Genomic DNA, 13,443 nt, shown 5'->3' on the forward strand with positions numbered 1-13,443 from the left:
TTAGGCCCGAAAATCGGCCTGGCTAGCCGGCGGCTCGTGGTTAGTCTGTTTCCATAAAGAAACAATGGGCGGACGGGTACCGGCCTGCTTCAGCGCTGGCAGTGCGGGCACCAGAACGTCGAGCGCTGGCCCAGGGTGACCTGGCGGATCGGCGTGTTGCACACCCGGCAGGGTTCGCCGGCGCGGCCATAGACCATCAGCTCGCGGAAGAAATAGCCGGGTGCGCCGTCGGGGCTAATGAAGTCGCGCAAGGTGGTGCCGCCGCGTTCGATGGCCCAGGCCAGCAGGCGTTTCAACTCGGCGGCCAGTCGTGCGTAGCGTGCCCGTGAGACCTTGCCCGCGGCGAGCCGAGGATCGATGCCGGCGTAGAACAGCGCCTCGCTGGCGTAGATGTTGCCCACGCCCACCACGACGGCGTTGTCCATCAGGAACAGCTTCACCGCTGCCGTGCGTCCGCGCGACAGGTGCCACATCAGGTCGCCGTCGAACGCGTCGGTCAACGGTTCCGGCCCCAGCTTCGCCAGCAGTTCGTGGGTCTCGCCGGGCGCCTGCCACAGCAGGCAGCCGAAGCGGCGCGGGTCGGTGAAGCGCAGGATGCGCGGCGCCTGTGCCGTCGTGCGTTCCAGCGCGATGTCCACGTGATCGTGCTTGCCGATGGGCGCGTCCGGTGGCAGCACGCGCAGCACGCCGGTCATGCCCAGGTGCAGCAGCGCGCTGCCGGCTGCGGTGTGCAGCAGCAGGTATTTCGCCCGGCGTTCCACCGCGTCGATGCGCTGGCCGGGCAGCACGGCGCTGATCTCCGGCGGAATCGGCCAGCGCAGGTCGGGACGACGCAGGGTCACCCCGGTCACGCGCCGGCCGATCAGGTACGGTGCGATGCCGCGACGGGTGGTTTCGACTTCGGGCAGTTCGGGCACGTTCGATCCGGTGGCTCAGAGTTTGTGAAGAAAACCACTTCCTGTGGTTTACCTCTATCGCACGTCCGGTGCACGCCCGGACGTGCTCACATGAATCAGTCATTTACATGATTGATTCGCGCCCGGCCATCCGTGGCCGGCCTGAGAGGTTGAAGCTCACAACCTCTCAGTGCAGCTCGGTCACGGCGATGGCCGGCGATCGCGGCATGTAGCGCGACGACACCAAGGCCACCCGATCGCCCACGCGCACGTAATGCTGCGGTCCGGTGACCGAGCTTTCACCGAACTCGAGCTTTTCGCCATCCAGCACCAGCACCGCACGGGGCGGCTGCAGGCCGATCTTCGCCGGATCGAAATCGCTGGCCGGGCGCCAGCTCAGCACATGGGCGGCGGCGATGCCGGCGAGATCGTCGAGGCGGTCGTCGTTGGCGATGCGGCCGGGCGTGCCGTCAGTGCGCCACCAGTGGCCGTCGTCGTGCTTGCGGTAATCCAGCGGGGTGGCGCCCGGCAGGGTGAGGCTGATCTGCGTGATGGTCGCCGGGTCCAGCGTGGTCAGCGGGCCGGTTTCCCGGCTGGCGTCACGCTGCAGTTGCCAACCGGCCAAGACGAGCAGGACCAGCACGCCCAACACCAGGAACAGCTTGCCACGCTGCGCGCGCTTCATCGCTCAGCGTCGCCGCCGACGCCACACGATGGCGCCGCCGATCAGCAGCAGCAGCAGCGGCAGCGCGATCAGGAAGCCGAAGCTCAGCGCGTTCAACTCGCCCTGCGAGATCTGCAGCAGCCGGTCCGGCGCGCCCCGCGGCGGCAGGTTGACCAGCTTGTCGTCGCCGAGCAGCCAGTCGAACACGCGTTCGCCCAGCGCGCGATTGCCGCCATTGCCCAGGTAGGTGTTGGACAGGAAGTCGCCGTCGCCGATCACCACCGCGCGCTGCTCGCTCTTGTCCGGGCTGGGCGACAGCCGGCTCAGGGCGAAGCCGAAATCCAGCGGACCCTTCAGCTCGCCCACGTCGGCATCGAAGCGGATGTCGGACGACTTCGCGTTGTCGATCGGCTGGAACTCGGTCCAGCTTTGCGCGCTGGAACGCAGGAACGGCGCGAACGCCCAGCCGCTCTGGTCGAGCTGCGCCAGCGCGGAGGCCTGCGGAAACAGCGTGGTCAGGCTGAAGCCGCGGGTGATCGCCTGCGCCGGGTAGTCGCCCAGGGTGATCAGGCGCGGGTCGTGCAGGCCCAGCGCGGCGCCCGAACCATCGACCAGCACGCCGGGCAGCACGCGCACGCCCAGCGCAGCGGCCAGCGGCCTGAGGCCCAGGTCGTCGTTGGCCGGTTCGGCCAGCCACAGCAGGTTGCCGCCGTTGGCCACGTAGTTGACCAGCGCCTGCACCGCCGCCGGCGGCAGCGCCACTTCCGGACTGGCCAGCACCACCAGGTCGGTGTGCTCGGGCACGGCGCTGACCTGGCTGAAGTTCAGCGGCACCGCGCGCATGCCGCGGCTTTCCAGCTGGGTGATGAAGGTGCCCAGGTCGCCATTGCCCTGGCCGTCGGCACGCCGCTCGCCGTCGCCGGTGACGAAGGCCACGATGCGGTCGCGGCCGCGCAGCAACCGTTCCAGCGCATTGGTGAGGCTGCGCTCGGACAACTCGTCCAGGCGTTGCTCGCGATCCTGGTAGTGCAGGATCAGCGCGCCGTCGACCGTGATGCCCAGCTCGCGCATCTTCGCCGGGTCCAGTTGCGGGTCGACGAAGCGCAGCGTGAGGTCGGGCTTCACCGCCTGGTAGCGCTGCAGGAAGCCGGCCACGGTCTGGCGCAGGTCGCCCTGGGGCCGCGCGTAACTGACGATTTCCACCGGGCCCTGCAGCTGCGCCAGCACGGCGCGACTTTCCGCCGACAGGCTGGTGCGGCCGTTGGCGGTCCAGTCGGACTGCTTCGCGTAACGGGCCGAGAGATAGCCCAGCGCGGCGAAGGCCAGCACCAGCAGCGCGGCAAACAGCCAGCCGTCCAGACGTCTGAACAGGTTTCGCATCAGCCACGCTCCCGGTCGGCGACGAGCCGGCGCGTCGCCAGCGCCAGCGACAGCGCGGCCAGCAACACGAACCACGCGATGTCGGCGCTGGACACCAGTCCGCGCAGCAGCGGCTGCAGGTGCGAGCTCATCGCCAGCCAGTTGACCGCGCCACCGTTGATGCCGGCCAGTTGCGCGCCCTGGTTCACGCTCCACAGCGCCAGCGCGATGACCAGGGCGGCGGCAGCCGCAATCGCCGGATGCGAGGCGAAGCTGGAGCAGGCCACCGCGATCGCCGCCAGCGTGGCCAGCATCAGGGCGAGGCCCAGGCTGGCGGCGGCCAGCTTGCCCCAGTCGAAGTGGGTGGCGTGCATCAGCGCCAGCGGCATCGCCAGGGTCAGTGCCAGCCACAACAGCAGCCAGCCGAGCAGGGCCAGGTACTTGCCCAGCACGATGCGCGAAGCGGGCACGCCCGCGGCGAACATCAGCGGCAAGGTGCCGTTGCGACGTTCGCCGGCGATCACCGACATGCCCAGCAGCGGCACCACCAGGAAGGCCAACTGGGCGAGCTGGCCCAGCAGCGGCACGCCGACCAGGTCGACGAAGCCGGGGCCGTCAGGCTGGGCGGCGCGCTGGATCTGGCCGGCCAGGAAGATGCCCAGCAGCAGGGTGAAGTTCCAGGCCAGCCAGGCCAGCGTCAACGCCGCCAGCACCCAGGCCAGCGGGCGCACCAGCAACCGGCGCCATTCCAGTCGTGCCACCGCAAGCAGGGTCATGCAGCCTGCGCCTTGTCGCTGCCGTTCATCGCAATCCCGAAGAAGGTCTGTTCCAGTGCCGCGTGGTCGTCGACCAGCACGGCGCCGTCATGGCGCAGCGTGCCCTCGTGCAGGATCGCCACGCGATCGCACACCGCGGTCACCTCGGCCAGCAGGTGGGTGGACAGGATCACCGCGGTGCCGGCGGCGGCCTGCTCGCGGATCAGCGCGCGCAAGGCGGCGACCTGCACCGGATCGAGCGCGTTGGCCGGTTCGTCCAGCACCAGCAGGGCCGGGCGATGCAGCAGCGCGCAGGCCAGCCCCAGCCGCTGGCGCTGGCCTTGCGACAGCACGCCGGCCAGGCGCCGGGCCAGTGGCTGCAGTTCCAGCCGCTCGATGATTGCGTTGCGGGCCGCGCGCAGGTCGCTGCCGTTCATGCCGCGCAAGCGTCCGTGCGCGTCCAGGTGCTCTTCCACCGTGAGCTCGGCCCACACCGGCGCACGCTCGGGCAGCCAGCCGATCTGGTGGCGGGCGAGTTCCGGATATTCGAGGAAATCCTCGCCGTTCAGCTGGATGCCGCCGCTGTCCGGGCGCAGCGCGCCGGCGATCATCGACAAGGTGGTCGACTTGCCGGCGCCGTTGACGCCCAGCAGGCCCATCACCTCGCCGCTTCTCAGCGCCAGGCTGAGCTCGCGCACGGCCTGGCGGCCGGCGCGTCGGCGGCTGAGGCGATCCAGTTGCAGCACGGTCTTGGGTGAGGCCGGAACGATGGTGGTCATTGCCTGATTGTCATGGCGCCCCCATCCTGAAACAACAGGCGCGTGAATAACGTCGCCTTAGCTTCCACGGCTTGACCAACTGCTATCATTCGTGGTTCGCAACATGCTGGTGGGTACGGAAGCCCCTGATTTACACTGACTTGTCCCTCATCCGGTGCCTTCCATGCTCGACGCGGTAATCAATTTCCTCAACGATGGTCTGACCGGCGCAAGCTGGGGCCAGATCGCCGTGTACATGCTGGTGATGACCCAGCTCACCATCTTCACGGTGACCCTGTACCTGCATCGCAGCCAGACCCATCGCGGCGTGGATTTCCATCCGGCGCTGGCGCACTTCTTCCGTTTCTGGGGCTGGCTCACCACCGGCATGGTCACCCGCGAGTGGGTGGCGGTGCATCGCAAGCACCACGCCAAGGTCGAGACCGCGGACGATCCGCACAGCCCGATGATCTACGGCATCAAGAAGGTGTTCTGGGATGGCGTGTCGCTGTACCGCGACGCCTGCGAGAACAAGCAGGACATGGAGCAGTACGGCCGCGGCACCCCCGACGACTGGGTCGAGAAGCACGTCTACGGCGCGCATCCGTATTGGGGCCCGACCCTGATGCTGTTCATCAGCGTGGCGCTGTTCGGCGTGATCGGTGCGGCGCTGTGGGCGCTGCAGATGGTGTGGATTCCGTTCTGGGCCGCCGGCTTCGTCAACGGCATCGGCCACTGGGCCGGCTATCGCAACTTCGAAAGCGCGGACACCGCGCGCAACCTGATCCCGTGGGCGTTCTGGATCGGCGGCGAAGAGCTGCACAACAACCATCATGCGTTCCCCAGCTCGGCCAAGTTCGCCCTGCGCAAGTGGGAATTCGACATCGGCTGGGCGGCGATCTGCGGCCTGCGTGCGGTGGGCCTGGCCAAGGTGCTGCGCGTGGCGCCCACCCTCGACATCCGTCCGAACGTGCGCCTGCCCGATGCCGAAACGCTGAAGGCCGTGCTGACCCATCGCTTCCAGGCGATGACCGACTACTACCGCGGCGTGATCCTGCCGACCATCGCCGAAGAAGCGCAGCATGCCGGCGAAAGCCTGAAGTCCACCCCGCGTCGCCTGCGTCGCGCGCTGGCCGACGGTGGTCGCTGGCTGGACAGCGAAGGCCGCGACCGCATGCAGGCGGTGCTGGCCAGGCGTCCGACGCTGGCCACCGTGGTCGAGTTCCGCAGCCGCCTGGTGGCGCTGATGGAGCAGCGCGGTGCCGAACAGGCGCTGAAGGGCCTGCAGCAGTGGATTCACGAAGCCGAGGAAAGCGGCATCCGGGCGCTGCAGGAATTCGCCCAGCGGCTGAAGGGCTACGGCGTGGCCACGGCCTGATCGGAAGCCAGCAAGTTTCAGCAGAACCCGCCGTCCGGCGGGTTTTGTTTTTCGGGGATTGGCACGGGGGAAACGGATGGCCTTGCGCGTAGTGTTGATCGGCGCCACCGGCGTGTTCGGTTCGCGCATCGCCAGCCAGCTGGCGGGCGATCCGCGCTTTCAACTGGTCGTCGCCGGCCGACGGGCGCAGAGCCTGGCGGCGCTGCGTGATGCACTGGGCGATGCCTCGGTGCAGCTGGCTGCGCTCGACGTGGCCGCGCCGGGTCTGGCCGATGCGCTGGCCGCGTTGCGGCCGCAGCTGGTGATCCACGCGGCCGGTCCGTTCCAGCAACAGGACTATCGGGTGGCCGAGGCCTGCCTGGCCTGCGCCAGCGACTACATCGACCTTGCCGACGGACGCGACTTCGTCGGCGGCATGAGCCGCCTGGACGAGCGTGCGCGGGAGGCCGGCCGCCTGCTGGTCAGCGGCGCCTCCACGGTGCCCGCGCTGAGCAGCGCGGTGGTGGATGATTTGTTGCCGCGCTTCGCCACCCTCGACGTGATCGAACACGCGATCAGCCCCGGCAACCGCACGCCCCGTGGCGACGCCACGGTGGCGGCGATCCTGGGCTATTGCGGTCGACCGGTGCAACTGTGGCGCGACGGTCGCTGGCAGCGGGGCCACGGCTGGATGCTGACGCGGCGCCTGCGGTTTTCGTTCGGAGCGCGCTGGGTCGGCTTGTGCGACGTGCCGGATCTGGCCCTGTTCCCGTTGCGCTATCCCGGCGTGCGCATGGTGATCTTCCGGGCGGGGCTGGAGCTGAAGCTTCTGCACTTCGGCATGCTGGCCGCGGCGTGGCTGGTGCGGCTGGGACTGCTGCGCGACCTGGCCCGCCACGCCACGCGCCTGCGCCGGATCAGCGAGTGGTTCCTCGGCGCGGGCAGCGACGTGGGCGGCATGCTGGTCGAGCTGGGCGGGCGCGACACGCAGGGGCGGGCGCTGAAGTTGCGCTGGTCGTTGCGCGCCGGTGCTGGCGATGGCCCGCAGATTCCCGCCACACCCGCGGTGGTGCTGGCCCGCAAGCTGGCCGACGGCAGCCTGTTGGCGCGCGGAGCAATGCCGTGCATGGGCCTGTTCACGCTCGACGAGGCGCTTGAAGCACTCGATGGCTTCGCGATCCAGACGCAGCTGGCAACGCTTACGGGCTGAAACGCGCGCGTTGTTCCGGCGTGGGCACGAAGCAACTGTGGCTCTGTCCGAAGATCCGGTAGCGGTGGCGGGCCACGAAGCGGTAAGCCGGGTCGCCGAGCCAGCGCGGCACCCGATGCAGCGCATGGCCCAGCCAGCGCCAGCGACGCTGGCCCAGGCTGCGCAGGATCTGCACGATCGCCCGGGTGTCGGTGTAGCCGCGATGGTCTTCGACCAGCAGGAACGACAGCGGCGAGTCCGGGTCCAGCCCATGCGCCAGCAGCAGGGCGCGGCCGTGCTCCGACTGCATCGCGGCGAAGTGATAGCGCGCCGCGCGATCGTGCTTCAGCAGGAAGCGCACCCAGCGACTGCACAGCAGGCAGACGCCGTCGAACACGATCACCGGCGCGGCGGTTTCAGCCTTCATCCGGTGCCGCCCCGGCTTGCGAAGGTTCCAGCCAGCCGTGGTAGGCGACCAGCTGGCCCAGCCAAGGCAGCCGCACGTCGACGCTGAACTGGTAGCGACCGTCACGGATGCCGCTGCGCGAAAGCACTTGGCCATGCAGCGCCCGCGGGCAGGGCAGGCCGAGGAAGTGCACGCTGCGCAGCTGCCAGTCGATCGCGTCGCCGTCCTGGCGCAGGGCGAAACCCAGCCGGGCCGGTCCCAGCGTTTCGAACAGCAGGGGCGAGCCGCTGCGCCGCCCCAGCGTGGAGCGCATCTGCCGGCTGGCGAAACGGCGGGTCCAGACTTCGCGGTCGTCGCGGCGTTCGATGGTCAGTGCCAGTGCCTGCGCCGGGCCTGGCGACGGCAAGCCCAGCAGCCGGCGCAACCAGCGCGCGGGCAGGCGGCGGTCGCCGGTGATGTCGGCCAGGCCGCTGGCCTGCAGCCGTGGCGACGAGCCGTGCATGGCCTGCACCGCCGCTGGCAACTGTCGCCAGCTCTCGTCGCCGAGCAGCTCGGGAAACAATCCGATCAATGGGGCGGGACTCATCCGGCGATGATGCGTGGCGGTCGCCGGCCCGGCAAGCAGGCAAAAGAAAACCCGCCACGGGGGCGGGTTTTCTTCGGCGCGGCGATCAATTACTTGATCTTGCCTTCCTTGTACATCACGTGCTTGCGAACAACCGGATCGTACTTCTTGAACTCGAACTTTTCCGGGGTGTTCTTCTTGTTCTTCTGCGTGGTGTAGAAGTGACCGGTGCCGGCCGTGGAGATCATGCGGATCTTGTCTTGGGTCTTGTTAGCCATGGTTTGATCCTCAGACCTTTTCGCCGCGGGCGCGCATGTCGGCAATCACGGCCTCGATGCCATTCTTGTCGATGGTGCGCAGGGCGTTGTTGGAAACGCGCAGCTTGATCCAGCGGTTCTCGCTGGCCACCCAGAAACGACGCTCATGCAGGTTGGGCAACCAGCGGCGACGGGTACGGTTGTTGGCGTGCGAGACGTTGTTGCCGCTCATCACACCCTTACCGGTGACTTGACATACACGGGCCATGACGACCTCCGTAAATTTTTTTGACACCCGTTGGCCAGGGTGTGATCGGCCCAGCGGCGCCATGCGCCACGCGATGCTGGAGGTCTTGCGTCGCATGAGCGTGAGGTCCGTACCGCGTGGCGGACCGCCCGGAAGCACCGGGTCGACAGAGGCGAGCCGCGTATTCTCGCAGAAAAACAGCGCCCTGCGCAATCTTTGCCGCATTTGGCGGTTTGCGCCGGCGTGCGCGCGGCGGGGATGTATGGAACAATCGTCCTCTTTTATTCAAACGACCCGACTCGAGGAACGCCCGATGGCACAAGAGATCACCAACGACCAGGCCAACGGCCAGTCCAGTCAGCCGCAGCTGGTGATGCAGAAGATCTACGTGAAGGACGTGTCCTTCGAGGCGCCGAACGCGCCGCAGATCTTCCAGGAGATCGACGAGAAGGACCAGCCGCAGGTGCAGCTGAACCTGGGCCAGAAGGCCACCGATCTGGGCAACAACATGTACGAGGTGGTGCTCAGCCTGACCCTGACCTGCACCATCGGCCAGCGCACCGCGTATCTGGCGGAAGTGGAGCAGGCCGGCGTGTTCGGCATCGCCGGCTTCAGCGAGGCCGACCAGGCCGGCATCATCGGCAGCTACTGCCCGAACCTGCTGTTCCCGTACGCCCGCCAGGTGATTTCGTCGCTGGTGCTGGAAGGCGGTTTCCCGCCGTTCCTGCTGCAGCCGATCAACTTCGATGCGCTGTTCGCCGAACAGCAGCGCCGCGCGATGGGCGGCGACGAAGCCCCGGCCACGCTGAACAGCTGAGTCCGGCCCATGCCTGACCACCCGAAGCTGACCGTTCTCGGCGCCGGCTCCTGGGGCACGGCGCTGGCGGCACTGATCGCACGCAACGGCGTGCCCACCACCTTGTGGGGGCGCGACGCCGGGGCGCTGGCGGCGATGACGGCCGCTCGCGTCAACCAGCGCTACCTGCCGGACATCGAGCTGCCTGAGCAGCTGGGCTACGAAAGCGACCTGGCCCGCGCCGTGCGCGGGGCCGGCATCGTGCTGATCGTGGTGCCCAGCCATGCCTTCGCCAGCATGCTGGACGAACTGGCACCGCTGCTCGATGCGGATACCGCGATCGCCTGGGCCACCAAGGGCTTCGAGCCGGGCACCGGCCGCTTCCTGCACGAACTGGTGGCCGAGAAGCTGCCCGGTCGCGCGGCCGCCGTGGTCACCGGGCCCTCGTTTGCGAAGGAAGTGGCGTCCGGCCTGCCCAGCGCCGTCACCGTGCACTCGGACGATGCGGCGTTCGCGCAGCAACTGGCGACCCTGCTGCACGCGCCCAACCTGCGCGCGTATTCCGGCGGCGACGTGCTGGGCGCCGAGCTTGGCGGCGCGATGAAGAACGTGCTGGCGGTGGCCACCGGCATCGCCGATGGCATGGACTTGGGCCTCAACGCCCGCGCCGGCCTGATCACCCGCGGCATGAACGAGATGCTGCGGCTGGGCGTGGCGCTGGGCGCGCGGCCGGAAACCCTGATCGGGCTTTCCGGCCTAGGCGACCTGGTGCTGACCTGCACCGGCGACCTGTCGCGCAACCGCCGGCTGGGTCTGGCGCTGGGCCAGGGCATCGCGATCGACGAAGCGGTGCGCCGGATCGGCCAGGTGGTGGAGAGCATCCTCACCGCCGACGAGGTGGCGCGACTGGCCGACAAGCACGGCCTGGACCTGCCGATCAGTGCCGGCGTGCGCGCCGTGCTGCATGGCGAGGTCACTCCGGTGGAAGGGCTCAAGGCGCTGATGGCGCGCGAGCAGAAGCCGGAATATCCGCACGGGCTGTTCGGCAACGCCTGATTCCCCCCGCGCCCCGGCCCGCGTTGGCCGGGGATGCGATCGCAACGGTCGCATCCTGCCCGCGCGCTGCTAAGCTCAATGTTTTGGTCATCGCCACGGACCGCATGCGCATGCAGCAACCGGACGAGAAACAGCACGCCGCCAGCGCAGCACCCGGCGACGACGAAGCCCTGCCGCAGGCATGGCGACGGCTGCTGGCTGCGCCCCGGCCAACCGCGACGGACGAGCAGGGCGTGCTCGGTTTCTTCCTGGAAGTGATGCCCGAAGAAAACGCCGCCTTCGTGCGCCTGGACGTGGCGCCGGTGCTGCTCGGCGTGGCCGAGCACGGCCGCTACGCGCGGCCGGTGCCGCTGGACAGTCGGCACCTGGCGCAGTCACCGCTGCAGCCCCACGAGCAGCGCCTGGCCGCGACCATGCTCGGCCTACCGCAGAGCGTGCGCAAGGGACGCAGCTATGCGCGCATGGGCGGCCACGTCGGCGACACCCTGCTGGCCGAGATCCTCGACACCGCGCCCTGCTTCCTTGGCGGGCTGGCCGGCCTGCGCCTGTCGCGCGGCAAGTCGCACCAGCTCAACTGGCACTGGAAGATGGAACCGGACGGCAGCCAGCGCCTGTTGCCGGTGCTGCCGCACAGCCAGCGCCTGCTGCGCATCGACTGCCTGTGGTATCTCGATGTGGAGCGCGCCACCGTGGGGCGCTTCGATGCCGCCGGCGAGGAAACCCACTGGCTCGACCTGCCGCCGCTGAAACATGAGCATGGCCGCCGCCTGCGCAATCGCCTGAGCGGCAGCCGGCTGGCCACGCGGGTGCCGCTGCCCCAAGTATTCGGCGAGGTGCGCCGCTCAGAGCTGGCGCCCAAGCCCATCCTGATCCTGCACGCGCTGACCCGGCATGCGCGGCTGGCCGCCGGCACGCCGCCGCTCGGCTACGCCCGGCTGGCCTTCGACTACGCCGGCGAACGCCTGCCTGGCCGCGGCGGCGAGCCGCTGGTGCGCCGGGTGCGCAACGGCCAGCTGGTGGAGATCAACCGTCGCCGCGCCGAAGAACTGACCGCGATGGAACAACTCGAACGCGCCGGCCTCACCCCCGGCGTGGATACCGAAGGCCTGCCTTGGGACGTGGCCGAGACCTTGCCCGACGACGCCTGGCTGTTCCCCGGCACCGGCTATGCCGGCGCGCTGGAGGTCAATACGCCCGCCCGCTGGCTCGCGCTGCGGCCCAAGCTGGAGACCGAGAATTTCCAGGTCGAGTACGCGCCCAGTTTTCCGTTCGAGGTGCTGGAAGGCCCGGTGCACTGGTATGGCCACGCGGTGGAAGATGCCGACGACCATGCCTTCGACCTGGAAATCGGCATCGAGCTGGATGGCCAGCGGCACAACCTGCTGCCCGCCGTGGCGCAGGCGCTGGCCGAGCATCAGCTGAACCTGAGCCCGGCGCCGAACGAACCGGAAGACGCCGTGTGGTACGCGCCGGTCGATGCGCGCCGGCGCGTGCCGGTGCGCCTGAAGGAACTACGCGGCCTGCTGGCGCCGCTGGCCGAATATCTGGAGAAGCCGCGCAAGAAGCTCCACCTGCCGCGGGTGCAGGCCGGCCGGCTCGAAGAGCTGGCCGCGGCGATGCCCGGCGGCAGCCAGCTGGAAGCGGCCGAGCCGCTGCTCGGCTTCGCCGCGCGCCTGCGCGATGCCGCCGAGCGCGCCAGCGATGCGGTGCCCGAAGGCCTCACCGTCGAGATGCGGCCGTACCAGCGCGAAGGCCTGCGCTGGCTGAATGCGCTGGCCGAGGCCGGCGTCGGCGGCGTGCTGGCCGACGACATGGGCCTGGGCAAGACGCTGCAGCTGATCACCCATCTGCTGTCGCTGAAACAGGGCGGTGCGCTGAGCCAGCCCGCGCTGATCGTGGTGCCGACCAGCCTGATCCCGAACTGGCAGTCGGAAATCGCCCGCTTCGCGCCGATGCTGCAGGTGCTGACCCTGCACGGCCCGCAGCGCGCCGAGGAGTTCGACCAGCTGGGCGCGCAGGACATCGTGCTGACCAGCTACGCACTGTTGCCGCGCGACGTGGTGGCGCTGCGCCAGCAACCGTTCGCGCTGATCGTGCTGGACGAGGCGCAGCAGGTGAAGAACCCGCGCACCCAGGCGCGCCGCGCCTTGCTCAGCCTGCGCACGCCGCGCTATGTCTGCCTCACCGGCACGCCGCTGGAAAACCATCTGGGCGAGCTGTGGTCGCAGGTCGACCTGGCGGTGCCCGGCCTGCTCGGCGACGAGAGTGCGTTCCGGCGTTTCTACCGCGTGCCGATCGAGAAGCAGCACGACGAGGAATGCCAGCAGCGGCTGAACCTGCGCATCTCGCCATTCATCCTGCGCCGGACCAAGTCGCAGGTGGCCAAGGAGCTGCCGCCGAAGACCGAGATTACCCGCCGCGTGGTGCTGGAAGGCCGCCAGCGCGAGCTGTACGAAGGCCTGCGCCTGTCGCTGGCCGAGGAACTGCGCGAGGTGATCGCCGAGCGCGGCATTTCGCATTCGGGCATCGTGGTGCTGGACGCGCTGCTCAAGCTGCGCCAGGTCTGCTGCGACCCGCGCCTGGTGAAGCTGGAGGCCGCGCGTGGCGTGCACGAATCGGCCAAGTTCGAACTGCTGATGGACATGCTGCCGGCGCTGCTCGACGAGGGCCGCAAGGTGCTGCTGTTCTCGCAGTTCACCGGCATGCTGAAGCTGATCGCCGCCGAACTCGATCGCCGGCGCATCCGCTACGTCACCCTCACCGGCGACACCCGCGATCGCGCTGAGCCCGTGCAGCGTTTCCAGAACGGCGACGTGCCCCTGTTCCTGCTGTCGCTGAAGGCCGGCGGCGTGGGCCTGAACCTCACCGCCGCCGACACCGTGATCCACTACGACCCGTGGTGGAATCCCGCCGCCGAAGCGCAGGCGTCCGACCGCGCCCACCGCATCGGCCAGGACAAGCCGGTGTTCGTGTTCCGCCTGATCACCTCGGGCACGGTGGAGGAGCGCATCGAGGAACTGAAGGAACGCAAGGCCGAACTGGCCGCTGCCGTGCTGGAAGGCGGCGGCAGCCGGCAGAAGCTCAGCTTCGACGAAGGCGACCTGGACGCGCTGCTGGCGCCGGGTGGTTGAAGGGTCC

General features: G+C 69.0%; 14 protein-coding genes. 5 read left to right on the forward strand and 9 right to left on the reverse strand.

The window, feature by feature from the left end; all coding sequences use genetic code 11:
• Positions 1-89: 89 nt before the first annotated feature.
• From mutM to I6J77_RS02000, 5 genes are all read right to left on the reverse strand, one after another.
• A complete protein-coding gene (gene mutM, locus I6J77_RS01980) occupies positions 90-917 on the reverse strand; it encodes a bifunctional DNA-formamidopyrimidine glycosylase/DNA-(apurinic or apyrimidinic site) lyase (RefSeq protein ID WP_204110372.1) in 828 nt (275 codons plus the stop codon).
• 166 nt (positions 918-1,083) lie between these two features.
• Positions 1,084-1,581, reverse strand: coding sequence for a hypothetical protein (locus I6J77_RS01985; protein ID WP_204110373.1), 498 nt, complete (start codon positions 1,579-1,581; stop codon positions 1,084-1,086).
• A 3-nt stretch (positions 1,582-1,584) separates the two neighbouring features.
• Complete coding sequence (locus tag I6J77_RS01990; RefSeq protein WP_204110374.1) at positions 1,585-2,940, reverse strand: GldG family protein; 1,356 nt, start codon at positions 2,938-2,940, stop codon at positions 1,585-1,587.
• Complete coding sequence (locus I6J77_RS01995; protein WP_204110375.1) at positions 2,940-3,695, reverse strand: ABC transporter permease; 756 nt, start codon at positions 3,693-3,695, stop codon at positions 2,940-2,942. Before I6J77_RS01995 ends, I6J77_RS01990 begins: the two co-directional genes overlap by 1 nt.
• On the reverse strand, positions 3,692-4,453 hold the full coding sequence (locus tag I6J77_RS02000; RefSeq protein WP_204110376.1) for an ABC transporter ATP-binding protein: 762 nt from the start codon (positions 4,451-4,453) through the stop codon (positions 3,692-3,694). Before I6J77_RS02000 ends, I6J77_RS01995 begins: the two co-directional genes overlap by 4 nt.
• Before the next feature lie 163 nt (positions 4,454-4,616).
• Here I6J77_RS02000 and I6J77_RS02005 point away from each other — a divergent pair, with 163 nt between their 5' ends.
• Positions 4,617-5,810 carry a fatty acid desaturase gene (locus tag I6J77_RS02005; protein WP_056716003.1) on the forward strand — a complete coding sequence of 398 codons (1,194 nt, stop codon included), beginning with the start codon at positions 4,617-4,619 and terminating at the stop codon, positions 5,808-5,810.
• 76 nt (positions 5,811-5,886) lie between these two features.
• Positions 5,887-6,999 (forward strand): saccharopine dehydrogenase family protein, encoded by a 1,113-nt coding sequence (locus I6J77_RS02010; protein WP_204110377.1) that lies wholly within the window; start codon positions 5,887-5,889, stop codon positions 6,997-6,999.
• On the opposite strand, the gene I6J77_RS02015 is transcribed toward I6J77_RS02010, so the two are convergent.
• The 4 genes from I6J77_RS02015 to rpmB form a co-directional block, all read right to left on the reverse strand.
• Positions 6,989-7,405 (reverse strand): thiol-disulfide oxidoreductase DCC family protein, encoded by a 417-nt coding sequence (locus tag I6J77_RS02015; protein ID WP_204110378.1) that lies wholly within the window; start codon positions 7,403-7,405, stop codon positions 6,989-6,991. The genes I6J77_RS02010 and I6J77_RS02015 overlap by 11 nt on opposite strands.
• Positions 7,395-7,970 (reverse strand): DUF4166 domain-containing protein, encoded by a 576-nt coding sequence (locus I6J77_RS02020; RefSeq protein ID WP_239309144.1) that lies wholly within the window; start codon positions 7,968-7,970, stop codon positions 7,395-7,397. The genes I6J77_RS02015 and I6J77_RS02020 overlap by 11 nt, the downstream gene beginning before the upstream one ends.
• 89 nt (positions 7,971-8,059) lie before the next feature.
• The gene (rpmG, locus tag I6J77_RS02025; protein WP_007810357.1) at positions 8,060-8,227 is read right to left on the reverse strand and encodes a 50S ribosomal protein L33; all 168 of its coding nucleotides are present in this window, start codon (positions 8,225-8,227) and stop codon (positions 8,060-8,062) included.
• Positions 8,228-8,237: 10 nt separating this feature from the next.
• Positions 8,238-8,474, reverse strand: a complete 237-nt coding sequence (gene rpmB, locus I6J77_RS02030; protein WP_007810354.1) for a 50S ribosomal protein L28 — start codon at positions 8,472-8,474, stop codon at positions 8,238-8,240.
• Positions 8,475-8,766: 292 nt separating this feature from the next.
• Between rpmB and secB the strand changes: the two genes are divergently transcribed.
• From secB to I6J77_RS02045, 3 genes are all read left to right on the forward strand, one after another.
• A complete protein-coding gene (gene secB, locus I6J77_RS02035) occupies positions 8,767-9,270 on the forward strand; it encodes a protein-export chaperone SecB (RefSeq protein WP_007810352.1) in 504 nt (167 codons plus the stop codon).
• Positions 9,271-9,279: 9 nt separating this feature from the next.
• Positions 9,280-10,305, forward strand: coding sequence for an NAD(P)H-dependent glycerol-3-phosphate dehydrogenase (locus I6J77_RS02040; RefSeq protein WP_204110379.1), 1,026 nt, complete (start codon positions 9,280-9,282; stop codon positions 10,303-10,305).
• A 110-nt stretch (positions 10,306-10,415) separates the two neighbouring features.
• A complete protein-coding gene (locus I6J77_RS02045; protein WP_056764441.1) occupies positions 10,416-13,436 on the forward strand; it encodes a DEAD/DEAH box helicase in 3,021 nt (1,006 codons plus the stop codon).
• Positions 13,437-13,443 lie beyond the last annotated feature (7 nt).

It is taken from the genome of Rhodanobacter sp. FDAARGOS 1247 (assembly GCF_016889805.1).
GTDB lineage: Bacteria > Pseudomonadota > Gammaproteobacteria > Xanthomonadales > Rhodanobacteraceae > Rhodanobacter.

Coding starts and splice junctions, on each gene's coding strand:
- I6J77_RS02040 (WP_204110379.1), top strand. CDS start 9,280: ATGCCTGACCACCCGAAGCTGACCGTTCTCGGCGCCGGCTCCTGGGGC.
- I6J77_RS02015 (WP_204110378.1), bottom strand. CDS start 7,405: ATGAAGGCTGAAACCGCCGCGCCGGTGATCGTGTTCGACGGCGTCTGC.
- rpmB (WP_007810354.1), bottom strand. CDS start 8,474: ATGGCCCGTGTATGTCAAGTCACCGGTAAGGGTGTGATGAGCGGCAAC.
- rpmG (WP_007810357.1), bottom strand. CDS start 8,227: ATGGCTAACAAGACCCAAGACAAGATCCGCATGATCTCCACGGCCGGC.
- I6J77_RS01990 (WP_204110374.1), bottom strand. CDS start 2,940: ATGCGAAACCTGTTCAGACGTCTGGACGGCTGGCTGTTTGCCGCGCTG.
- I6J77_RS02045 (WP_056764441.1), top strand. CDS start 10,416: ATGCAGCAACCGGACGAGAAACAGCACGCCGCCAGCGCAGCACCCGGC.
- I6J77_RS02020 (WP_239309144.1), bottom strand. CDS start 7,970: ATGAGTCCCGCCCCATTGATCGGATTGTTTCCCGAGCTGCTCGGCGAC.
- I6J77_RS01995 (WP_204110375.1), bottom strand. CDS start 3,695: ATGACCCTGCTTGCGGTGGCACGACTGGAATGGCGCCGGTTGCTGGTG.
- I6J77_RS02000 (WP_204110376.1), bottom strand. CDS start 4,453: ATGACCACCATCGTTCCGGCCTCACCCAAGACCGTGCTGCAACTGGAT.
- I6J77_RS02005 (WP_056716003.1), top strand. CDS start 4,617: ATGCTCGACGCGGTAATCAATTTCCTCAACGATGGTCTGACCGGCGCA.
- I6J77_RS02010 (WP_204110377.1), top strand. CDS start 5,887: ATGGCCTTGCGCGTAGTGTTGATCGGCGCCACCGGCGTGTTCGGTTCG.
- secB (WP_007810352.1), top strand. CDS start 8,767: ATGGCACAAGAGATCACCAACGACCAGGCCAACGGCCAGTCCAGTCAG.
- I6J77_RS01985 (WP_204110373.1), bottom strand. CDS start 1,581: ATGAAGCGCGCGCAGCGTGGCAAGCTGTTCCTGGTGTTGGGCGTGCTG.